We start from the raw sequence: 22,634 nt of genomic DNA, 5'->3' as shown, positions 1-22,634 counted from the left end.
CTTACTTTAAACAAGTAAGTATTTTAAACTAAAGCCAATTTTGTTGGCTGACTAGCATCTGTATCGTGAAGAATCACTTGTTCACCCGCTGAAATATCATACGTTTTTAACGTCTGCTCAACGGCTAAACGAGCAATATCCTTCATATTGTTATCTCTACTTAAGTGAGCAAGATAGATGTGTTTCGTACCGTCACCGATTACATCAGCGAGAGCATGTCCACAATCTTCGTTCGAAATATGACCATGGTCCCCCAGAATACGGCGTTTAATGTTCCATGGATAACGTCCCATCATGAGCATGTTGATGTCATGGTTGGATTCAATCACAAGGGAGTGGCTGTCACGGATGATACCTTTCATCCGATCGCTCACATAGCCTGTATCTGTCATGAGTGCAAGCTTGCGGCCGTTATGATGAAACACGTAGAACATGGGCTCTGCCGCGTCATGAGACACGCCAAAAGATTCAACTTCTAGATCGTTGAACGTTTTTACACTTTCCATCTCAAACTCAAACTTTTGCTCGGTCGCCACTTCCCCAATCAAACCGTTCATGGCATTCCATGTGTTTTTGTTCGCATAGATCGGCAGCTTAAATTTCCTAGCCAGCACACCGAGTCCTTTAATGTGATCGCTATGTTCATGAGTGACAAGAATTCCATCAATGTCTGCCACCTCACCACATGCTGCTTTTTCAAATAAAATCTGAATCTGTTTGGCACTTAAGCCTGCATCCACGAGCAAGCGTGTTTGTTCGGTTTCAACGTAAACAGCGTTTCCCGAACTGCCGCTTGCAAGAACGCTAAATTTTAAACTCATAACCGCATGTTCCTCTCTACTCTGCCTTTTCCGTCAAAACTTGAATGGAACTGTCAGTTGCATTAACTAAGTACTCTCCGTTCTTGGTTTTTATGAACCAAGTAGGTGTATAAACTTGAACTTCCCCTTCACCTACAAGGCTATAGTAGCCAAGCTCTACTTTTTGTATATGATCACCTTTTTTCGGGTTCGTTTCTAATAGTTTCTCAAGTGCCTTACTAGGAGAGATAATTTGTTGAAAAGCTCCTTGTCTCGTAATGAAGAGATAGGTTTGTGTTAAATTAGTAAGGTTTCCTTTGTCATCGAGTTTGAACTTAAGCATTCCGTTAGGTGCATCATAATCTTTTGCATCCGCAACAATATCAAAATTAGTAGGGTTATAGAAAATTCTTTTTTCTTGATAGACCTGCGTAAACCACACGGTGTTGCTCTCTTTATCCCATTCGTAAAAAGCGTATTCTTTACCGCGTGAAATGTTCTCTTCTGCAAATTGACTAAGCTCTGATATCAGATCTTTTGTGTCCTTCTTCGGAAGATCCATCGGTTTACTAAGATCATAGTGAAGGGTGATGTCAGTGCTCTCTTCCTTATCCAATGATACATTCTTAGAAGGAGATTTCTTCTCTTCCTCAGAGAACTTGTAACGCTGTGCACTGATTAAGGTCTGTTTTTCTTTATATTTTGGCAGCTTTTCTGAAAGTGAAATTTTATTGTTGGCTAATCTCTCTTCTAAAGGCTGTTCTGTAAGCCTCGAAATGTTGTTAATATCGTTCTTTTGATAGAGCTGATACCCCAAGAATAGATTTAGGACGAGAAAGGTAAGGATAAAAATACTTTTTGTTCTTTGCCAATTCAATTAAAATCCTTCCTTTCCCGTTTCTGTGAATAATGGTCGCCATCCTTTGGAATCAATGTTTGAATTGATAAACCATTGAGGCTCTAATCGATAGATGTGTGGTTGTTTTTGCTTTTTCATCGTTAATCCGATTCGAATATCCTGAATGTAGTTCATGTTGTATTCTTTTTCTTCAAGCTCTTTAATGACTTCTAATCCCGATGGAATCGTCATTTTCTGTGATAGATCTGGTTTTTGGCCTAATTGTAACTGAGTCAGTGATCGTTGATATTCTTTTAATTCATTTTCAAGCCATACTAAACTCATTTGCATCTCTGGGTCCAGTACAGGCAAATTATCAATAAATAACCAGAAGCCAGCCGAATCCCCTGTTAAGTCGGATAGAATGTAGGGGTTCCCCCATCCAGCATGAGTGTTAATATAATCTTTGGACTGATAAAGCGGCGAAATATTTGGTGTTGTATTCTGGTTTCGATTGCCGGAAAAATTAGTATACGTAAAACGATTCATAACCTCGTTAACAACCATTGCAGCAGTACCATCTGCGTATGTGATCTGATTCTTATCAGAAGCACTTTTCACAGCTAACGGATCTTTAAATAGAGCCTTCTTGTACATTTCGTACGTGTCCTCGCCTGTAGAGTTTGAAAAATACGTATAACGAGTCAGCTCTAGAGAGTTCTTAGGAAAATAGTATCTTTTTGTTATCTCGGCCTCGCCTTCTTTATCAGCAGTCTCAACATCATAGTTGATATATGGCGTAAAGCTTCCGTTCTCCACCCACTCATCCATATTTTTTATTAACGGATTAAGCTTATTGTTGGCAGCCGTAATCTTTTGCATTTTTCTCGGTGCTTGATAGGAAACTAGATAGCCTTCAATACTATCGGTTAACTTATCTTGATATAAGAAGATACGATCCATTTTAGGAAGCTTTCCTTGAACATCTGTTTCAAATGAGAAAATTTCTTTATAAATATCTTGAGTGATTCCGGTAGGATAAATTATCTCCACGTACTTGTTGTCTCGTAAGAATTTTTCGTCGGGATCGAATGATCGGCTGCTCTTGTTACCCGTATCGAACATAAATTTGGTTTCATTTAATCCCATATGGAAATCTCTTATTAAACTGTTTGCTTCAAGTCCATATAAATCGTCTCCACTATGATAGATTACCTGTGTTGGATAGACGAGCTGTTTAACTTCTGCTTCAACATCAACTTCTTGTTTTTTAACGATACGAGCTCCCTCTAGCGATGGATAGCTTGGTTTAAATGTCCATAAGCTCCATGTAAGAACTAGACTCAATCCGATTAAAAAAGTTAGCGCGATCGATTTGATATGTTCATAATTCTTCTTGAAAAAAGTGATCACTTCTTTTGCATGTGTAATCCACTTTAACCAGTTCATTGTTGTAGCCCCTCCTTAACCTTTTTTAAAGGAAGAGTAAAGTGGATGGTCGTTCCTTGGCCCCACTCACTTTCTGCCCAGATGTCTCCGCCATGCGCAAGTACGATTTCTTTTGCGATCGCAAGACCTAGGCCTGTGCCTCCAATATCTCGAGAACGGGCACGGTCTACCCTAAAGAATCGATCAAAAATCTTAGAAACATTATTCTTCGGAATTCCTACACCCTGATCGGAAATACTTACCTTCACTTTGCGCCCGATTACAGCAGCGTTAAAGGTAATCGTTCCACCTTCAGGAGAATATTTCATTGCGTTCGAGATGATATTATCAAGCACTTGTGTCATCTTATCCGTATCCAACTGAACGTTGATCTTATGCTTAGGCAGGGACCTGGAAAGTTCAATGTTTTCCTTTTCAAGCATCTCAAAACGATCGATGATGCCGTTCAAGAACTCCACCAGATCAATCTCAAAAAAGTTAAATCGATAATCTTTGCTGTCCATTTTTGATAATTGAAGCAGATCGGTTACGAGCCTGATCATACGTTCTGTCTCATTCTGAGTAACCTCTAAAAAACGCGGAGCGATGTTCTCATCTTGCCACGCCCCTTCAGCCAGCGCCTCCAGATAACTTCTCATCGTCGTCAGCGGTGTTCTTAATTCGTGCGAAACGTTGAATACAAACTCACGTCGCTCGTTATCGATCTGTTCTTGCTCTGTTACATCATGAAGAACACAAATAAGACCATTGATTGGCCCGTCATCTTTTTGTATCGTGGAGAAGTTTGCTCGGACCACATAATGCATGTCGTCTGTACTAAAATCGAGCAGCATGGATTCATATTCGTTATAAAGCTCTTCCCACGTGTATTCCGTATTTAAGCGCAATAGCTCCATAAGAGGCGTTCCAAGAGCGTTTTGTCTAGAGATGTTCAGCATCTCTTCAGACCGGTCGTTCATGAGGATGATCGCTCCGTCACGATCTGTCGCAATCACTCCATCTGTCATATACGTAAGAACGGAACGCAGCTTTCTTCGTTCGCTCTCTGTGATGGCTGTTGCCTCTTGCAGCTTCGTTGTTAAGTTGTTAAAGGTCATAGCAAGCTGACCGATCTCATCGTCTCCATACAGCTGAACTTTTCGAGAAAAGTCCCCTCTTGCCATAACAAGGGCTTGCTTTCTCATATCTGCCATTGGCCTTGTGATCGTACGCGCCAAGAAGACCCCTAGAAGTCCGGTTATAATAAGAGCGATTACGGTTCCTGTCACTAGAATGCTATTGATTCGAGAAATCTGTTTAAAGATGCCTTCAATAGAAGCTACTAAATAGATAGCCCCAATGTTCTCTCCTGTAGCATCAATTTTAATCGGTTTGGCGAGCACCATGACCCGCTCTCCTTCATGAAGCATGATCTCATCATCGACCGTTCCTTCAAGAGCAAGCTTGATCTTAGGATTGAAGCTGATCTGCCCCACCAACTGCAGTTTATTGCTCGCAAGTACCGTGCCATCTTCGTTAAGTACTTGAATTTCTTTCTCTTCAAACTCCTCATCAATTAACGCTTGAATATCTTCTTCAAGCGTTAGAGGAGGTTCACTCGTTTCATCTTTTTTGACCTTATATCGATCTTTATCCTTCAACTTTTGCTCAATGTTAAACTCTAATAAATTCACTCTATCGTACAGTGATTTAGAGAAGCTCTGCCGAAGATCAGATTCTAAGTTGTTAATAAAATAAACACTGATCACTTGCATGGCTATTAAAATGAGCAATACATAAATCAATACAAACTTAACGTGTATTGATTTAAAAAAATTGACTTTATCCATCATGACTACTCCTGATCAGGATTTCTTAAGTAATACCCCACTCCGCGTCTTGTAATGATCCATAATGGGTGACTCGGGTTATCTTCAACTTTTTCGCGCAGACGACGAACCGTTACATCTACCGTTCTTACATCACCAAAATAGTCATATCCCCATACCGTTTGAAGCAAGTGTTCACGCGTCATCACTTGTCCGATATGTTTTGCTAAATAATGCAGCAGTTCAAATTCACGATGTGTTAACTCGATTGTCTCACCACGTTTAGTCACGATATACGCATCAGGATGAATCGTAAGAGAACCGATCGTGATCTCGTTGTTCTCGTCTACTTCACGCTCAGATTCCTGCTGATGACGACGCAGGTTAGCCTTAACACGTGCAATTAATTCACGCGTGCTGAACGGCTTTGTCACGTAATCGTCTGCACCAAGCTCTAAGCCTAATACTTTATCAATTTCAGAGTCTTTTGCCGTAAGCATGATGATCGGCATATCGTACTTTTTACGGATTTCACGACAAACTTCCATGCCGTCTTTTAGGGGAAGCATGATATCTAGTAAAATCATATCCGGCTTCTCTTTTTCTACCTTTTCTAACGCATTGATGCCATCATACGCGCAGCTAACGGTAAAACCTTCTTTTTCAAGATTAAACTGCAGAATATCTGCAATGGGTTTTTCATCATCCACAACGAGAATTTTCTTATCCATGAGAACGCTCCTTCTTTCAGAAACTCTATTTTATATATAGCAGAATATTTTGTAGTATCGATTATATGGTATCTCTACTATTTTATCACAGTTGAAACTTTCTCCATACTACTAGCAAAACCTTCTAATTTTAGACAAAGAAAAGTTGGTTTCACTCTAGTTTTCCGGTTGTGTAGTTTGAATCACATCCTGAAAATTAATTCTATTAGATTCGAGCAAGAAAAACCTCCCAGGAAGATATTGTTCCTAAGAGGTTTTTGACATTTTGTTTATTTCTTTTCATCATTGACTAGTTGATTGGAGTGGAAGGTGCGAGACTCCTGCGGGACAAGCGGTCAGTCCGAAGAGTGAAGTGGCTCGTTCAGACCCGACAAGCAAAAGATGAATGGATTTGAAGGTGCACTTTCCCTTCTGAGCCATTTAACTTTTGACCTCGAGGGTCTAGCCACTGTAACTTGACAGGTGAGACACTTAAAGGCGCATAGCGGCAAGTGGCTCACCGCCTGCCCCGCGGAAAGCGAGCATCTGAAACGGAAATCAACTTACTTTCACATTACTTTAATTTTCACTTACAAAATCAGCTGGATCTTTAAGAACACCATTCTCATACACTTCAAAATGCAAATGCACACCAGTCGATTGACCGGTTGAACCCATCACACCAATCTTAGACCCCTTCTGCACCACATCACCTGCTGATACAGACATCGAATCAAGATGCGCATAAATGGTTCTCATGCCGTTGTTGTGATCAATGATGATCTTGTTCCCATAATCTCCGTCCCAACCGGCAGAAACAACTCTACCATTGTCAGCAGCTAGGATTGAGCGTTCTGAAGGTCGAGCAATATCCATACCTTTGTGCTCTTTACCCCAACGCGTGCCTTTATGGCTAGAAATATATCCACCTACAGCCGGCCAAGAAAGAGTGCCTGTCCCTTTGGAAGGAATCACTTTGGTACCAATCTTTTGAATTTCCTTAACCGGTTCCTTCACTCGTTTCTTCTCTAAAATCTCTTTTTGTAGCATTCTGTTATCGGCTTTTCTTGTTGTATACGTAATATCTTCTAACCCAGACTGGCCTTTTTGAACCGTTTTGATCTGTCCTTTTTCCAACGTACTGTCTTCTTGTTTCTCAACCTGGAAAGGAAGTTCATTTTGAACACGTGTTGCTTCATACACAAGAACTTCGGTAAAAGGCTTTTTCTCTGTAACTGTTACTGCCTGTCCCGAACGAATAATAGGTACTAACATGAGTCTCGGGTTTAGCGTGAAAAACTGATCCATCGTTAAGTGATATCTTTCTAAGATTGACTGAACCGTTTCTCCTTTTTGTACCATATGCTCTTTTTTATGCAGACTGCCTTCTTTTAAAGAAGAAATGGCATCATCTACTGTAACGAGCTCACTGATTGATGTTTGTGCTTTTTGAATGAGAACTGGCGTAGAAAAGTCGATATCAACCACTTTTCGTTCTCCCGGTTTTAAGTCCGGTACTTCAAGCTTTTCGTTCTCTGCTTTCTTTTTTTCAATGTCATCTAGCTCAGCCTCTGACACATGCTCAAGCTTTAACTTCAGCAACGTATCTTTCGCTTCTTTCTTGCTAGAGACATACGCAACAGTTTGTCCGCCAACGACCAAACGATAAGCCTCAACTTCAACCGTAAGCTGCTCCTTCAAGTTCTCTCTTACTTCTTCGTTATCGAACTCTGGTCTGAACATCTTTTCAGGCTTAAGCTCGATAGACTCTCTCACTGCAAAAGCAAAGTTGTTCTTTTTCCCTTTTGCCTGTTGGAGAATTTGGTCGACTGTCTCATCGACAACACTTTCTTCACGAACCGTTCCAACCTTCTTTCCATCTACATAAACGTGATACACCGTTTTGATCAACTGGTTATCGTCGCTACTCGCGGAAGTATTCGATGGATTCAGCGTGAATGCTGACACTATTAAAATCACTGCAGTAAATGGCAGTGCGATATATTTAATAAATCTTTCAGTGGTTTTTCGACTGTTCACTTTTTCTATTTCCCCCTAAAGATTCTCTCTGCTATCTCTAAAATGTGTCTAAAGAACTACTGCTACTTGTGTCTTTAGCACCTCTAGTATCCTATCATAAGGAATTTCGCTTTGTCAGAATTTCAGGGATTTTGTAATGCAACTGTAAATAAACGACATAAAAAAGAGCATAAATTCACCGATTTATACCCTTTTTTAACACCTATTCCGTTAATTTGATGCGTTCTTTTATATCTTCTTTTTGAACATACACAACAAGGAAGCTGATCGGAATCAGAATCAATGTCTCAAGCCATTGCTTTTCAAACAGCCAGTAGAAGAAAGGTGTGAGTGCAAAGGCAAAAAGTCCAGCTACGGTTAAACTTCTTTTAATTCCATAAAAGAGTAGAAACGCAGCTGCTACAAGAACAGCAGATATGGGGTGAAAAATAATCATCCCTCCGATAAATGAAGCCACTCCCTTTCCCCCATGAAAACGAAGAAAGATTGGATAAAGATGCCCTAAAATAACCGCTAAAAAACCGAGAAGCTGTATATATGGTGGATATTGAAATTGTAACCCTGCCCAAACGACCGCTGCCGCTTTTAGAATGTCGCCAGCTAACGTGAGTATGAATCCTGATGGCCCTAATACTCTGCCAGCATTGCGCGCTCCTATATTTCCGCTGCCCAACAATCGTAAATCAACGCCTTTTATAAGCTTTGCTACAAGAAACCCTGTCATGATACAACCAACAAGGTAACTCGCGATCAAATACAGCGCCCATTCAAATTCCATCTGTATGATCACTACCTTCCTCATCCCAATTGATACACTATATTCGAACGATTGAGTACTTATCCCTCTTTATCAGCATTAAAAGTCTATGGTGGGTGTGAAAATGTACGAAACGTGAGTGTTTAGATGCTGATTTGTGCAGTGGATGTCTCTTTGTATGCTTTTTTGAATGTGTATCGGTGTTATTTTTGCGGTAGGAAGTGGTCAGTCCATATACCTAACGGGGTACTCGAACTGTAAATTAAGCCTAATCTTGATGGAATTAAGTTAAAACGAAAAAAATTAAGTCAAAATCGATAGCAATTAAGTCTAAGTATCAAAATAAAGGCGATTCGATCATTCTCGACATTCACGACTCTGCTCCATACCCCTCACCCAAGCGTGCCCACAAAAATAAAAATACAAAAAAAGCATGCTCCCTTTTCAAGGAACATGCAACATGTTTTAGGATTTTTTAAAGTAAAATGGTGGCTCGAGACGGAATCGAACCGCCGACACGAGGATTTTCAGTCCTCTGCTCTACCATCTGAGCTATCGAGCCATAAAAGTGGCGGACCCGACCGGGGTCGAACCGGCGATCTCCTGCGTGACAGGCAGGCATGTTAACCACTACACCACGAGTCCACTTAAATGCTTTTATTTACTTAAAGAAAAATGGTGACCCGTACGGGATTCGAACCCGTGTTACCGCCGTGAAAGGGCGGTGTCTTAACCGCTTGACCAACGGGCCACTTTTTTAAAAAAGTGGTGAGCCATGAAGGACTCGAACCTTCGACCCTCTGATTAAAAGTCAGATGCTCTACCAACTGAGCTAATGGCTCGTGCTTTGTTTTAAACGTTTGTCGTTTTTTCACGACAAGTGTTACTTTATCACGATATCGAAGCTTTGGCAATATGTTTTCTATATATTTTTCAAAAAAACTTTCAAATGCTTAAAAATACTCACGAAAGCATTCCTCATTCATCAAAAATAAAGCCCCTCGTTTCAACAAGGGGCCACTAGTTATTTAAGCGAATACGCCACGTACCATGTTTGTTTGTGCACGGTCTGGTCCAACTGAGAAGATAGAAAGTGGAATACCAGTTACTTGTGAGATACGCTCTACATAATGACGCGCGTTTTCTGGAAGCTCTCCAAGATCCTTCACACCTGTAATATCTTCAGTCCAGCCTGGCATTTCTTCAAATACAGGCTCACATTGAGCAAGCTCTTTAAGGCTCGCTGGGAATTCATACGTTAGTTCACCTTTGTATTTGTAGGCTACACAGATCTTCAACGTTTCAATACCTGTTAGAACGTCGATTGAGTTCAAAGAAAGATCCGTGATACCCGAAACACGGCGAGCATGACGCACAACTACTGCGTCAAACCAACCTACACGACGCGGACGTCCTGTCGTTGTACCGTACTCACGGCCAACTTCACGAATTTGATTACCGATCTCATCATGAAGCTCAGTTGGGAAAGGACCATCACCAACACGTGTTGTATAGGCTTTTGAAACACCTACAACATGGTTGATCTTAGACGGACCAACACCAGAACCGATTGTTACTCCACCTGCGATAGGGTTTGATGACGTAACGAATGGATATGTTCCTTGGTCGATATCAAGCATTACACCTTGTGCGCCTTCAAAAAGAACGCGACGGCCATCGTCTAATGCATCGTTAAGAACAACTGATGTATCGACTACATATTTTTTAATTTGTTGACCGTACTCGTAATACTCATCTAAGATCTCTTCTTTTGTGAATCCTTCTGATTCGTAGATGCGTTCGAATAAACGGTTCTTTTCCGCTAAGTTGCGCTCTAACTTCTCTTCAAATTCTTCACGATCTAAAAGGTCAGCGATACGGATTCCGATACGAGCTGCTTTATCCATGTATGCAGGACCGATTCCTTTTTTCGTTGTACCGATCTTGTTAGCGCCCTTGCTCTCTTCCTCTAAGATATCTTGACGAAGGTGATAAGGAAGAATTACGTGCGCACGGTTAGAGATACGAAGGTTGTCCGTACTTACTCCGTGGCTGTGAAGGTATGCAAGTTCTTCAAGAACTGCTTTCGGATCGACAACCATTCCGTTTCCGATCACGCAGATTTTATCTTTATAAAAGATTCCAGATGGAATAAGGTGAAGCTTATACTTCTTTCCTTCAAATACAATTGTATGACCAGCGTTGTTACCGCCTTGGTATCGAGCTACTACTTCTGCTTTTTCTGAGAGATAATCGGTAATCTTACCTTTTCCTTCATCTCCCCATTGTGTTCCTACTACTACTACTGATGACATGGTTGTTGCACCTCCATGAAATTAACGATTGACGAATTTATCATCTAATCTTGAAAACCATGCTTAGTTTAGCAATATATCTGATAGAAGTCAATTAAAAACACGAACATTAAAAGAAAAAACAATATTTTCGTTCGTAATAATTTTACATTTCTATAGCCAGAAGATCGAAAACCTTATCGTATCCTGTAGTATTCACCTTTTTTAGGAGGTACGATTCTTTGCTTATCGATAAATTAATGGTGGCTTATATGGATACAAAAGCAAACCACATCTATTATTTAGATAAAAATGAACAAACGATATTGCTTGATGCGATCGAGCCAGGTGGTCTTCCCAACCTAGAATTTCTAGATGCTGAAGAACCAGAGCGATTTCTTGAGATCCCTAAAGTGATGACCGTTGAATCTTTCAGCTGGATGGTTGAGTTTGAGAGCGTTCATCAAAACAACGAACTGCTGCACGCTTTAAATGAGGACGAGCCATTTAAACGTTTTACCGAAAAAGTAAGTGAACTGAACCTGCATGAAAAATGGCAGACGTTTCAAAAAGATAAAGTTAAAAGCAGAATAGAAATGTGGCTAACAGAAAATAAAATCAAAGAAATACAAAAGCAGCCGGAATAATTCCCAGCTGCTTTTTTTATGCGCCTGGTGGTATGGCACTCTCATCGTGCCGCCTGTCCAGGTTAACGAACTTGTTATATTCTTTTACGAAAGCGAGCTCTACCGTTCCCGTTGGACCGTTACGCTGCTTAGCGATGATGATCTCGATGATGTTCTTCGCTTCTGATTCTTTATCATAGTAATCGTCACGATATAAGAAGGCAACGATATCGGCATCCTGCTCGATGGAACCTGATTCACGAATATCGGACATCATCGGTCGCTTGTCCTGACGAGATTCAACACCACGTGATAACTGTGAAAGGGCGATAACCGGCACTTCCAGCTCACGAGCAAGTGCTTTAAGGGAACGAGAGATCTCAGAAACCTCCTGTTGGCGGTTTTCGCCTGATTTCCCGCTACCCATAATAAGCTGCAGGTAATCGATCAAAATCATTCCTAGGCCCTTCTCCTGCTTCAGACGACGACATTTCGCACGGATATCGTTAATACGAATACCCGGTGTATCATCGATGTAGATACCTGCCGCTGACAAGCTTCCCATAGCCATCGTAAGCTTCTGCCAGTCTTCAGGTAACAATGACCCTGTACGCAGACGCTGTGCATCTAGATTACCCTCTGCACAAAGCATACGCATAACAAGCTGCTCAGCACCCATCTCTAGACTGAATATGGCTACGTTCTCCTCTGTCTTTGTTGCAACGTTCTGTGCGATGTTCAGAGCAAATGCGGTTTTACCTACGGATGGACGAGCGGCAACGATGATCAGATCGTTCCGCTGAAACCCAGCCGTCATTCGGTCCAGGTCATTAAAGCCGGTCGGAATCCCCGTTATATCACCTTTACGGTTATGAAGAGCTTCAATGTTGTCATAAGCATGAACCAACACATCCTTAATCGCTGTAAAAGCACTCGTGTTCTTACGGTTCGCTACTTCTAGAATCGACTTCTCCGCTTCGTTCAGGATTGCCTCTACTTCTTCTTCACGCGCATAGCTGTTCGCGGTAATATCTGTCGCTGTACGGATCAAACGGCGAAGCAGTGATTTCTCTTCAACGATCTTGCTGTAATATTCGATGTTCGCAGCCGTCGGAGAACTATCCGCCAACTCTGTTAAGAAGGATAAACCGCCGACTTCATCCAGCTGGTTCTTGTCCTGAAGCTCTGACGTGACAGTGATCAGATCTACCGGCTCACCTTTTGCGTTTAGATCGAGCATCACGCGATAGATTCTTTGGTGAGTAGCACGGTAAAAATCTTCCGGAAGCAGAATCTCTGATGCCGTTATAAGAGCTTCGGGCTCTAAAAAGATCGCACCAAGAACAGCCTGCTCCGCTTCAATATTCTGCGGCGGTATACGGTCAGCAAATAAATCACTCATAGTAGTTCCTCCTTTCTTTACTAGTAATGGTTTGTATATGTTTTAAGAACTTTTAGATTAGTTTGGTTTTTGGCTCCAAGGTTGATCGGAGTGTAAGATGCGAGACTCCTGGGGGATCAGCGGGACAGGTGAGACTCTTAACAGCGCAATGCGCTAAGAGGCTCACCGCACGCCCCCCGGAAAGCGAGCATCTGAAACGGAGATCAACGCTTTCTTGGCCCGCAAAAAAACCGGGAAAACCCGGCTCTTTTATTCTTCTGTTACGTGTACTTTTACAGTTGCAGTAACTTGCTGATGAACCTTGATCGAAACATTCGTGTACCCAAGTGATTTAATCGGCTCAGGAAGCTCGATCTTACGCTTATCGATCTTAATCCCTTGCTCTTTCAAGCCATCAGCGATCTGTTTACTTGTCACAGAACCGAAAACGCGGCCACCTTCACCTGTTTTCGTTTTGATCGTAACCGTCATCTCCGCAAGTTTTGCTTTTAACGCTTCAGCCTCTTCTAGTTGAGCTTGTTGTTTCTTCTCTTCGCTCTTCTGTTGACCTTGAAGTGTCGCCATCGCGCCAGATGTAGCTTCTGAAGCTAAGTTCTTCGGAAATAAGAAGTTGCGTGCATATCCTTCAGAAACGTTCTTAACCTCGCCTTTTTTACCTTTACCTTTTACATCTTGAAGAAAAATTACTTTCATTCCTCTTCTCCCCCTTCAATATACTCATCAATGATTAGCTTTAAGTGTTTTTCCGCTTCATCAATCGAGCTGTTCTCAATCTGGCAGGCAGCGTTTGTAAGATGTCCTCCGCCTTCCAGTCTCTCCATGATCATCTGCACGTTGATGTCCCCAAGTGAACGAGCACTGATGCTTACTTTGCCGTCAATGCGATTTGCAATAACAAAGGATGCTTGAATGCCGTTCATCGTTAATAGTATATCTGCCGCCTGAGCGATGACTACTTGATTGTACGCATCCTCAGGAGAGCTCTTGGCAATCACGATGCCTTTTTTATAAACATCCGCACTCTCAATGAGTTTGGAACGTCTTGTATACGTGTTTAAATCTTCTTTTAAGAACTTTTGAACAAGAATCGTGTCTGCACCATGAGCCCTTAAATAAGACGCAGCATCAAACGTACGAGAACCTGTTCTGAGGGTAAAACTCTTCGTATCAACGATAATACCCGCAAGAAGTGCCGTTGCTTCAAGCATACGCATCTTCAGTCTCTTCGGCTGATACTCGAGAAGTTCGGTCACGAGCTCTGCTGTAGATGAAGCATAAGGCTCCATGTACACAAGCACCGGATCTTTAATGAAATCTTCACCACGGCGATGGTGATCGATGACAACAACATGATCAAGCTTGCTTAACAGCTTTTCTTCAATAACCATCGTCGGTTTATGTGTATCCACTACGACTAGAAGCGTGTCGCGCGATGCAAGCTCTAACGCTTCTTCAGGCGAGATGAAATACTTCCAGATCGATTCTGTTTCTTTCAGCTCATCCATCAAGCGCTGAACGCCAATGTCGATATTCGCTTGATCGAGTACAATATATCCATCTTTTCCATTCACTTGCGCGACCTTTAGAATCCCGATCGCAGAACCGATAGAGTCCATATCCGGATTCTTATGCCCCATGATGATGACCTTGTCGCTATCTGCCACCAATTCACTGAGTGCATGAGAAATGACGCGGGCACGTACGCGGGTGCGTTTCTCAACAGGATTTGTCTTTCCTCCATAGAAACGTACTTTACCGTTCGTCTGTTTGATCGCAACTTGGTCGCCTCCGCGTCCAAGAGCAAGATCTAGACTTGATTGTGATAGCTGTCCGAGCTCAGGGAGTGAAGATGTTCCAGCTGCAACCCCGATACTGAGCGTAAGAGAGATATTCTGCTTCGCTGTAGACTCTCTCACCTCATCTAATACGCTGAATTTATTCTTTTCCAACTCATAGAGAATGCGTTGGTTAAATACAGCTAAAAACCGCTCAGAAGACGTTCGTTTAAGGAAGATGCCATGTACGTTCGCCCATTCATTCAACACAGACGTCACTTTTGAGTTGATCGTTGATCGAAACTGGTCATCTAATCCTTGCGTTACTTCTTCATAGTTATCGAGATAGATAATCGCCATAACCGTTTGTTCTTCATCATACAAACGTTCAAGATCTAACTGCTCGGTCACATCAAAAAAGTAAAGCAGTCTATCTTCTTTCTTAAAGTTCACTTGAAATCTATGTGTGTTAATCTTAATAACTTCTTCCTTCGCATCACTCTTGATATGAGGAATCAGTTCTTCTGAAACATGGTTTAGAGAATGGCCGATAAAGGACTCTTCTTCAATGAGGGCTCCCATATAAGGATTTGCCCATTCGATCTTAAAATCCTCATCATACAAAATAATCCCGATCGGCATTTCCATCAACGCTTCTTCTCCCACCTTCTTCAAGCGGTGAGAAAGCGTCGAAATATAATCGCCTAGCTCCTCCTGAAAACTAGCTTCGGCTTTCATGGCATAATAAAACAAACCGCCGAGCAGCACGAAGCCTGCCATTCCGATCATCCAATGAAAATACGTGATGATGCTTACCAGAACAACAGAAGTTACAAATAAGGCGATGACGGGATAACCATGCCACCGTTTTAGTAAAAACTTTGGCATACTTTCAGCTCCTACTGTTTTGGTTTCAACCGTTTTTTTATCATAAATCCTAAATCAATTATACCTAAGAATTTAACGACTTCCAGAGGAATCGGCAGGAAAGAGTTCAGCAAAAACAAGAGTATAATCAACAATATGATTCTTTTTCTCTTCCAATTCTTTATCCAGGCATAATAAAAAATAACTGTGAAACCTTGAATTATAAGTACAAACGATAATATCATATACAAATTTATCGTTACAATATATAAAGACGTACCCTTTTCAGGCATACTAAATGTTAAAACAATCGCTATAATATAATACCACAAAAACGATTTTGGCAGGTTCCACTCACGAAATGGAGGGAACGATGGCACATCATAACGCATTCTTTTCATCAGCATTCTTGCAGCGATATGTGTTAAGAAGGCAAGGATAACAGCTCCCCCGATAATATATGTCGGAAGCATCATCGGAATTAATTCCGCTTGCTCTTTAAATCTCTCAATCTGGGTAGGATCTTGTCCACCCGATTTATAAAAGTCTTCTGCTGTACCTATCGCACTTTGAAACTGAGACTCTAATTCTTTTACAAAATTAATGCCCATGAATACTTGAGCGATAGCAAGCGTTCCTAACATGTTCACGATGTTGGACAAACTCGCCCCAAGTAGAACCGCAAATGCAGGTTTTTTTCTTCTATAAAGTTCCCCCATCACGATTCCTGTCAAACCAGCAAAGAGGGTAACAATGATACCGTTAAGCCCCGCAAACGCCAATGAAACGCCAAACGTGACCGCCCAAAGAAGTAATCCCGCTTTAAGATCTTGCCGGTACAAGTAAATGATAAACGGAAGCGGCAAAATAAATAACGAGACCAAGCTAAATAACGGTATGTACATACTGATCAAAAAAAGAAGCGTATAAATGCCCGAAACAACGGCACCTTCCACCAATACTCTAGTATTGCGCATGATTCACCTCATAAATTCTTCATATGTTCTAATTGTAGTGACATAACCGCCGTAATTCAACTTAAACGATAATTCTAGCATAGACGTACTTGAAGCGAAGTAAACAAATTATGGAAGGTTTGCTTGGATGGAGTCCGAAATAGGTGATGTAAACCTGTTTTTAGGTAATTCATGTGTGAAAACAATGTTATGAGATGGTGTGGGAAGCTGCCTACGGTGGTTCAATAGAGGGTAATCGGCCAAATTGCGGCCGTTTTTGATGCGCAATGAAGAGGAATCCAAAAGTTTTGAGCTCCAATCCACAAATTTCTTACCTGAATCCTAAAGTTTTAGCTGTTTATCCACGAGTTTTAGCCTTTTATCCGCGAGTCTACAATCCTCGACAAAAGTCGAAACCCACTACTATCCCTTTGAACACACAAAAAAGCGCAGCTAGAAAACCCAGCTGCGCTTTTTAAACGATCTTATTCAGATACATATGGTAACAATGCCATGTGACGAGAGCGTTTGATCGCACGAGTCAATTGACGTTGATATTTAGCAGATGTACCAGTTACACGACGAGGAAGAATCTTACCGCGCTCAGAAACGAAACGCTTTAAAAGATCAGTGTCCTTGTAGTCGATGTAAGTGATTTTGTTTACAGTGAAGAAACAAACCTTACGACGCTTTTGGCGTCCACCACGACGTCCAGCCATAGTTGGTCCCCTCCTTTAGTTTTATTTTTATATATTCCGATTCATAGTTTACGTTAGTTTAAAATGGCAAATCGTCATCAGAAATGTCGATCGGCGTGCCATCATTTGCAAACGGGTCATCGTTGAAGTTATTACGTTTTGGATTCTGCTGTTGTTGCTGTCCTCCAAAGCCGTTGTCACTTCCATAGCTGCGGTTCTGATTTTGCTGCCCAAATCCGCGGTCATTTGATGGTCCACCAAAGTTGTTGCTGTTGCCTTGATATTGCTGGCCTCCAGCATTAGCGTTTTTAGGTTCAAGGAATTGAACACTTTCTGCCATTACTTCAGTAACATACACTCTTTGACCCTGCTGGTTCTCGTAAGAACGAGTTTGCAAACGTCCATCCACTCCTGCAAGCGATCCCTTTTTCAAGAAGTTCGCTACATTTTCAGCGGGCTTACGCCATACGACACAGTTAATAAAATCTGCTTCGCGCTCACCTTGCTGATTCGAAAAAGGTCGATTAACAGCAAGTGTGAAGTTAGCAACAGCCACACCGTTTGGAGTGTACTTTAATTCTGGGTCTTTTGTTAAACGTCCCACCAGTACTACTCGATTTAGCATTCAGAACCACTCCTTAAAGGATTAATTTCTTTCGTCTACGATTGTCATGAAACGAAGAACATCTTCGTTGATCTTCATAAGACGGTCGAATTCATTAATCGCTTCGTTTGGAGCGTTAACTTCCAATAGCGTGTAATATCCATCGCGGAAGTCATTGATTTCGTAAGCTAAACGCTTTTTACCCATTTCCTTTTCGTTCGCGATCTCCGCACCGTTGTCAGTTAGGATGCTTTTCGCACGCTCTTTAGTTGCCTTAAGAGCTTCCTCTTCGATATTCGGACGGACGATGTACATAATTTCGTACTTTTTCATTCCGTTCACCTCCTTTTGGTCTAAGCGGCCCAAAACATTTATTTCGGGCAAGGAGAAAATCATCATAACAGTATTTGTTGACAATTAACTCACAATAAAGAATTATATCAAAACATCTTGTATAAAACAAGCACCTCTTAAAAGAAAGCATAAAAAAGAGGAAAAGCGATTGCTTTTCCTTCGATTTCTAGAATACTTAGGCCGTAATCTAAAATGCTTTGAATTGTTTTTTTAAAGAACTTCACTGACAAGTTGATTGGAGTGGAAGGTGCGAGACTCCTGGGGGATCAGCGGGACAGGTGAGACACCTAACAGCGCAAAGCGCTAGGTGGCTCACCGTACGCCCCCCGGAAAGCGAAGCACCTGCAACGGAAATCAACCTCTTCCTGTCGTTTTTTTAAACATTAAAACGGAAATGAACAACATCTCCATCTTTCATCTCATATTCTTTACCTTCAAGACGTACCTTACCTTTTTCTTTAGCAGCTGCCATGTTCCCCGCCGCCATCAAATCATCATAAGCTACGATCTCTGCACGGATAAATCCTCTTTCAAAATCCGTGTGAATGATTCCTGCACATGCTGGAGCCTTCATGCCTTTACGGAACGTCCAAGCACGTACTTCTTGAACACCCGCTGTAAAGTAAGTAGCTAGACCTAGAAGTGAATAAGAAGCACGGATCAATTTATCAAGACCTGCTTCTTCTATACCAAGTTCACCTAAGAATGCCATCTTTTCGTCGCCATCAAGCTCAGCGATTTCTTCTTCCACTTTTGCACAGATTACGATAACCTCTGCATTTTCACGTGCAGCATATTCTTTAACTGCTTCAACGTGCTCGTTCGTTCCTTCCAAAAGCTCATCTTCGCTTACGTTAGCAACGTAAAGGATCGGCTTCATTGTAAGAAGGTGCATTGTATGAACAATCTTCTTCTCTTCAGGTGTTAGATCAACACTTCGTGCCGGAAGTTCTTGCATAAGAGCTTCTTTGATTTTTGAAAGAACAGCAAACTCCGCTACAGCTTCTTTGTCTTTAGACTTTGCAAGTTTTTCAACACGTGCTACACGCTTGTCGATCGACTCTAGATCAGCAAAGATAAGCTCTAGGTTGATAACCTCAATATCATCGATCGGATTCACTTTACCGTGTACGTGCGTGATGTTTTCATCATCAAAACAACGAACAACTTGAAGGATCGCATCTGTTTGACGGATGTGAGATAAGAATTTGTTTCCTAATCCTTCTCCTTTACTCGCACCTTTTACAATTCCAGCGATATCTGTGAATTCAAAAGTTGTAGGAACTACCTTTTTCGGTTGTACCATCTCTGTTAATTTTTGAAGACGGTTGTCTGGTACTTCAACGATTCCAACGTTTGGATCAATCGTACAGAACGGATAGTTAGCAGATTCAGCACCCGCTTGTGTAATAGCATTAAACAATGTAGATTTACCAACATTCGGCAAACCAACGATTCCAGTTGTAAGAGCCACTGTTCATTCACTCCTCTGTTTTATATAAAGCTTAGAAACCTAAGACTTTTCATTTAATAAAAAAATATCCTTCCCAATTATAGGTTTTATCATCTTAAAAAACAAGAAGAACCGGGTCGTGTAACCCGGCTCAAACGTTTAATTACTTTTTGGAATTTCAAGGCGTGTTTTTTGTTTCACGTGAAACAGGAATTGTTACTCGCCAGGAGATGCTAGAACTTTCTTTATTTTCTTAGCGAACTCAGCTCTTGGCAGCATCACGCTATGTTGACACCCCATGCACTTAATCCTAATATCAGCACCCATTCGGATTACTTTCCAACGATTCGTTCCACATGGATGCTGTTTTTTCATTTCTACTTCATCGTGAAGTTGAAATTCTTTTTGCTGCATATTCAGCTCTCCCTTATTTATGTTCTTTTGGTAATGGTTCTTTTTGATACGTAACCATTTTTGGATATGGAATCTCGATCCCTGCTACTTCAAGCTCATGTTTTAACGTTTTACGAAGTTCACGAGCGATTTTAAAGTGAGTCATCGGAAGTACCTCTGCCGTAACACGAATCACTACTTCTGAAGCACCGAGCATTTGAACGCCTAATACTTCTGGTTCTTTGACCATCTCAGGATAGTTCGGCTTAGCATTCTTCACAACTTCTTGAATAATATTTTGAGCTTTATCGATATCCTCTTCATAAGCAATGCTCAAGTCAACGACCGCAATGCTATTATGAACAGAAAAATTAGTAACTTCTGTGATAGACGAATTCGGCAGGATATGCAATTCTCCTGTCCAGCTTTTAATTTTTGTCGTTCTTAATCCGATTTCTTCAACGGTTCCTTCAAAGTTTGTGATTCGTACCGTGTCTCCAACAGAGAACTGATTTTCGAAGATGATGAAAAAGCCGGTAATGATATCCTTCACAAGACTTTGGGCACCGAAACCGATCGCTAGACCAACCACTCCAGCTCCGGCAAGAATGGCTTTAATATCCACACCGAACTCCGTTAATATGGTTAAGATCGCCACAAAATAAATCACATAAGAAGCAACATTATCTAAGAGTCTAAAAAGAGTGTTCTCTCTTCTCTCACTTAAACGCAGAGGAGATTTCAATCGAACTTTAAATACATTAGCGATTGCTGCTTTTACAATATATTTAAAGATAATAGCGAGTATTATGATTCCTACGATCTTTAAGCTCGTAGTAGCAATGCCTGTCCACCATTCTTTATCGGAAAAAATCGTGACGGCTTTTTCTGCAGTTTCCGGTAAATTCGCACCTGCCAATGGGTCATCTTCCTCTCTTTGATTATGAAATTATTTAATCAGCTTTTGCCGAGAATATCAAATGTAATCGTGTGGTCTGCTTCTCGAAAAACTTCTAGAGTTACGAGTGCAGAGGAAACGGGTATAGACTTTAAACAAAAGTCTGTGATTATTGTATTCTACCATGTATAAGAAAAGGATTTCTTCCGTATACTAGTAGAACCATTATAAAGGAGAGGATGTCATGTTCCTCAAACGGAAGCTGGGATTAGGGAAACCCATTCAATATAAATTGCACCACGAAGACAAGGAAGCGATGCTCAGAATCACCGAACAAATTTTACCTATGCTTCCGGAATCAGCTCATCAGCCAGTTGTCGTTGTCTGTATAGGAACAGACAGATCGACAGGCGATGCATTAGGCCCTCTAGTTGGTACAAAGTTGCACAACAAAGATACATTTCCATTCTTTGTTTACGGCACACTAGATGATCCTGTTCATGCGGTAAATTTAGAAGAAAAGCTAAAGATGATCGCAACCGAGCATCCAGGTGCTTTTGTTATAGGAATTGATGCTTGCTTAGGTCGATTAAACCACGTTGGCATGGTTTCAATCAACGATGGACCTGTTAAACCAGGGGCTGGCGTTAACAAACAGCTGCCACCTGTTGGCGATATGCATATTACAGGCATCGTAAACGTCAGTGGTTTTATGGAGTACTTTGTCCTTCAAAACACACGACTCAGCATTGTGATGAAGATGGCTGATCTCATCGCTGATTCTCTTCATATGGCTTGTTTACGTAAAAAGATTCAACAAAAAAACATGATGGCAAGCACCGAATCTCGTCCACAAGACATTTACAAAATTCAATAGCAAAAGCCGCTTCTAATATTAGAATAGAAGCGGCTTTTTTTGTTTACATCAATCCTTGAGAAAACGCTAAAATACTCTCCCATTTTTCAACGATAAAAACTAAAATCGTTGCGACGAGTAAACCTGGGAGAAGGTTTGCAACACGAATCTTAGCTATTCCAAGTAAACTAAGTCCGATCGCGACAATCATGATTCCACCCGTTCCTGTGATCTCGACGATTAGAGCATCCATTAATTCTTGAGATACGAAACGGTCGATCTGTGTGGCCATTAATGCGATTATTCCTTGATATAAAACGACAGGTATAGCAGAGAACATGACACCGATGCCGAGTGTTGAAGTAAACAGGATCGCACAGAATCCATCGATCAACGCTTTTGTATACAGAACATCATGCTGTTGTCTAAGACCGCTATCAAGAGCACCCACGATCGACATCGCTCCTACAACAAACACAAGCGTAGCCGTTACAAAGCCGGTAGCAACCGATCCCTTATCTTGTTTTCCGACCTTCGTCTCGAGCCACTTTCCGATCGCGTTCAATCTCTCTTCAAGATTCCACCACTCACCAAGAGCACCGCCGATCGCCAAGCTAGCGATTACGATTAAGAACTGCTCGCTCTTCAGACCCATTCCGATTCCCAAGATCGTAACAGCTAATGCCATCGCTTGTAAGATCGTATCTTTATACCGATCAGAGATATTCGTCCAAAATAATCCTAAAAAGCTTCCTGCAATAATTGCAATACCGTTAACTATCGTACCTAACAGTGACATTTTTTTATGCTCTCCTATCTAAGTAGGTCTTCACTAACCATTTAATGAGCTAGATTCAAGATGCTTACTTTCGTTTATACTTTAGCTTTAAAAGTGGTTGATCTCCGTTCCAGACGCTCCCTTCCCGCAGGAGTCTCGCATCTTGCACTCCGATCAACTTGACAATGGTGCATTTCAAAACACAAATCTAGAAACTGTTAAGCAAAACTCTTTTAGAAATAGTAAAAAAGAAAACCACCTTAGCGATGGTTTTCTGC

21 protein-coding genes and 4 tRNA genes are annotated in these 22,634 nt (G+C 41.4%); 2 read left to right on the top strand and 23 right to left on the bottom strand.

The features are described 5' to 3' along the window. Positions 1–23: 23 nt before the first annotated feature. From FS458_RS00220 to FS458_RS00165, 12 genes are all read right to left on the bottom strand, one after another. Complete coding sequence (locus FS458_RS00220; protein ID WP_144696598.1) at positions 24–821, bottom strand: MBL fold metallo-hydrolase; 798 nt, start codon at positions 819–821, stop codon at positions 24–26. Positions 822–837: 16 nt separating this feature from the next. Further along, positions 838–1,677 carry a two-component system regulatory protein YycI gene (locus FS458_RS00215; protein ID WP_144696596.1) on the bottom strand — a complete coding sequence of 280 codons (840 nt, stop codon included), beginning with the start codon at positions 1,675–1,677 and terminating at the stop codon, positions 838–840. Next, positions 1,678–3,087 carry a YycH family regulatory protein gene (locus tag FS458_RS00210; protein ID WP_144696594.1) on the bottom strand — a complete coding sequence of 470 codons (1,410 nt, stop codon included), beginning with the start codon at positions 3,085–3,087 and terminating at the stop codon, positions 1,678–1,680. Next, positions 3,084–4,916, bottom strand: a complete 1,833-nt coding sequence (gene walK, locus FS458_RS00205) for a cell wall metabolism sensor histidine kinase WalK (RefSeq protein WP_144696592.1) — start codon at positions 4,914–4,916, stop codon at positions 3,084–3,086. Before walK ends, FS458_RS00210 begins: the two co-directional genes overlap by 4 nt. Before the next feature lie 5 nt (positions 4,917–4,921). Continuing rightward, a complete protein-coding gene (gene yycF, locus FS458_RS00200; RefSeq protein WP_066244253.1) occupies positions 4,922–5,626 on the bottom strand; it encodes a response regulator YycF in 705 nt (234 codons plus the stop codon). 558 nt (positions 5,627–6,184) lie between these two features. Next, positions 6,185–7,645, bottom strand: coding sequence for a peptidoglycan DD-metalloendopeptidase family protein (locus tag FS458_RS00195; protein ID WP_144696590.1), 1,461 nt, complete (start codon positions 7,643–7,645; stop codon positions 6,185–6,187). 202 nt (positions 7,646–7,847) lie between these two features. Further along, on the bottom strand, positions 7,848–8,435 hold the full coding sequence (locus tag FS458_RS00190; protein ID WP_186320402.1) for a glycerol-3-phosphate acyltransferase: 588 nt from the start codon (positions 8,433–8,435) through the stop codon (positions 7,848–7,850). A gap of 453 nt (positions 8,436–8,888) precedes the next feature. After that, positions 8,889–8,964, bottom strand: a tRNA-Phe gene (locus FS458_RS00185). A gap of 7 nt (positions 8,965–8,971) precedes the next feature. Next, positions 8,972–9,047, bottom strand: a tRNA-Asp gene (locus FS458_RS00180). 31 nt (positions 9,048–9,078) lie between these two features. Beyond that, positions 9,079–9,153, bottom strand: a tRNA-Glu gene (locus FS458_RS00175). 15 nt (positions 9,154–9,168) lie between these two features. Beyond that, positions 9,169–9,244, bottom strand: a tRNA-Lys gene (locus tag FS458_RS00170). Between the two features lie 186 nt (positions 9,245–9,430). Continuing rightward, positions 9,431–10,717, bottom strand: coding sequence for an adenylosuccinate synthase (locus FS458_RS00165; RefSeq protein ID WP_137791304.1), 1,287 nt, complete (start codon positions 10,715–10,717; stop codon positions 9,431–9,433). 221 nt (positions 10,718–10,938) lie between these two features. Between FS458_RS00165 and FS458_RS00160 the strand changes: the two genes are divergently transcribed. Next, complete coding sequence (locus FS458_RS00160) at positions 10,939–11,343, top strand: UPF0158 family protein (protein ID WP_144696586.1); 405 nt, start codon at positions 10,939–10,941, stop codon at positions 11,341–11,343. Between the two features lie 16 nt (positions 11,344–11,359). On the opposite strand, the gene dnaB is transcribed toward FS458_RS00160, so the two are convergent. The 10 genes from dnaB to FS458_RS00110 form a co-directional block, all read right to left on the bottom strand. Further along, positions 11,360–12,724, bottom strand: a complete 1,365-nt coding sequence (dnaB, locus tag FS458_RS00155) for a replicative DNA helicase (RefSeq protein WP_144696584.1) — start codon at positions 12,722–12,724, stop codon at positions 11,360–11,362. 249 nt (positions 12,725–12,973) lie between these two features. Continuing rightward, a complete protein-coding gene (gene rplI / locus FS458_RS00150; protein ID WP_144696582.1) occupies positions 12,974–13,417 on the bottom strand; it encodes a 50S ribosomal protein L9 in 444 nt (147 codons plus the stop codon). Further along, positions 13,414–15,387 (bottom strand): DHH family phosphoesterase, encoded by a 1,974-nt coding sequence (locus FS458_RS00145; RefSeq protein WP_144696572.1) that lies wholly within the window; start codon positions 15,385–15,387, stop codon positions 13,414–13,416. Before FS458_RS00145 ends, rplI begins: the two co-directional genes overlap by 4 nt. 11 nt (positions 15,388–15,398) lie before the next feature. Further along, entirely contained in the window at positions 15,399–16,343 is a 945-nt protein-coding gene (locus FS458_RS00140) for a YybS family protein (RefSeq protein ID WP_144696570.1), read from the bottom strand. A 464-nt stretch (positions 16,344–16,807) separates the two neighbouring features. After that, on the bottom strand, positions 16,808–17,041 hold the full coding sequence (rpsR, locus tag FS458_RS00135; RefSeq protein WP_066399523.1) for a 30S ribosomal protein S18: 234 nt from the start codon (positions 17,039–17,041) through the stop codon (positions 16,808–16,810). Positions 17,042–17,099: 58 nt separating this feature from the next. Beyond that, positions 17,100–17,645: a single-stranded DNA-binding protein gene (gene ssb / locus FS458_RS00130; RefSeq protein WP_066399530.1), complete on the bottom strand. Its 546-nt coding sequence runs from the start codon at positions 17,643–17,645 to the stop codon at positions 17,100–17,102. Positions 17,646–17,666: 21 nt separating this feature from the next. Beyond that, positions 17,667–17,957, bottom strand: coding sequence for a 30S ribosomal protein S6 (gene rpsF / locus FS458_RS00125; protein WP_066399533.1), 291 nt, complete (start codon positions 17,955–17,957; stop codon positions 17,667–17,669). Positions 17,958–18,354: 397 nt separating this feature from the next. Further along, the gene (gene ychF, locus FS458_RS00120; RefSeq protein WP_144696568.1) at positions 18,355–19,452 is read right to left on the bottom strand and encodes a redox-regulated ATPase YchF; all 1,098 of its coding nucleotides are present in this window, start codon (positions 19,450–19,452) and stop codon (positions 18,355–18,357) included. Positions 19,453–19,647: 195 nt separating this feature from the next. Continuing rightward, positions 19,648–19,845, bottom strand: coding sequence for a DUF951 domain-containing protein (locus FS458_RS00115; protein ID WP_137791311.1), 198 nt, complete (start codon positions 19,843–19,845; stop codon positions 19,648–19,650). A 13-nt stretch (positions 19,846–19,858) separates the two neighbouring features. Further along, complete coding sequence (locus FS458_RS00110) at positions 19,859–20,743, bottom strand: mechanosensitive ion channel family protein (RefSeq protein ID WP_231607313.1); 885 nt, start codon at positions 20,741–20,743, stop codon at positions 19,859–19,861. A 223-nt stretch (positions 20,744–20,966) separates the two neighbouring features. Between FS458_RS00110 and yyaC the strand changes: the two genes are divergently transcribed. Continuing rightward, positions 20,967–21,599, top strand: a complete 633-nt coding sequence (gene yyaC / locus FS458_RS00105) for a spore protease YyaC (protein ID WP_144696566.1) — start codon at positions 20,967–20,969, stop codon at positions 21,597–21,599. A 43-nt stretch (positions 21,600–21,642) separates the two neighbouring features. Here the strand turns inward: yyaC and FS458_RS00100 are convergent, their stop codons facing one another. Continuing rightward, on the bottom strand, positions 21,643–22,377 hold the full coding sequence (locus FS458_RS00100; RefSeq protein WP_144696565.1) for a DUF554 domain-containing protein: 735 nt from the start codon (positions 22,375–22,377) through the stop codon (positions 21,643–21,645). Positions 22,378–22,634: the final 257 nt, after the last annotated feature.

Source organism: Fictibacillus phosphorivorans (genome assembly GCF_007673525.1).
GTDB lineage: Bacteria > Bacillota > Bacilli > Bacillales > Fictibacillaceae > Fictibacillus > Fictibacillus phosphorivorans_C.
The sequence above is the reverse complement of the archived record's forward strand: the minus strand, read 5'-3'. Positions and strand labels throughout refer to the sequence as shown.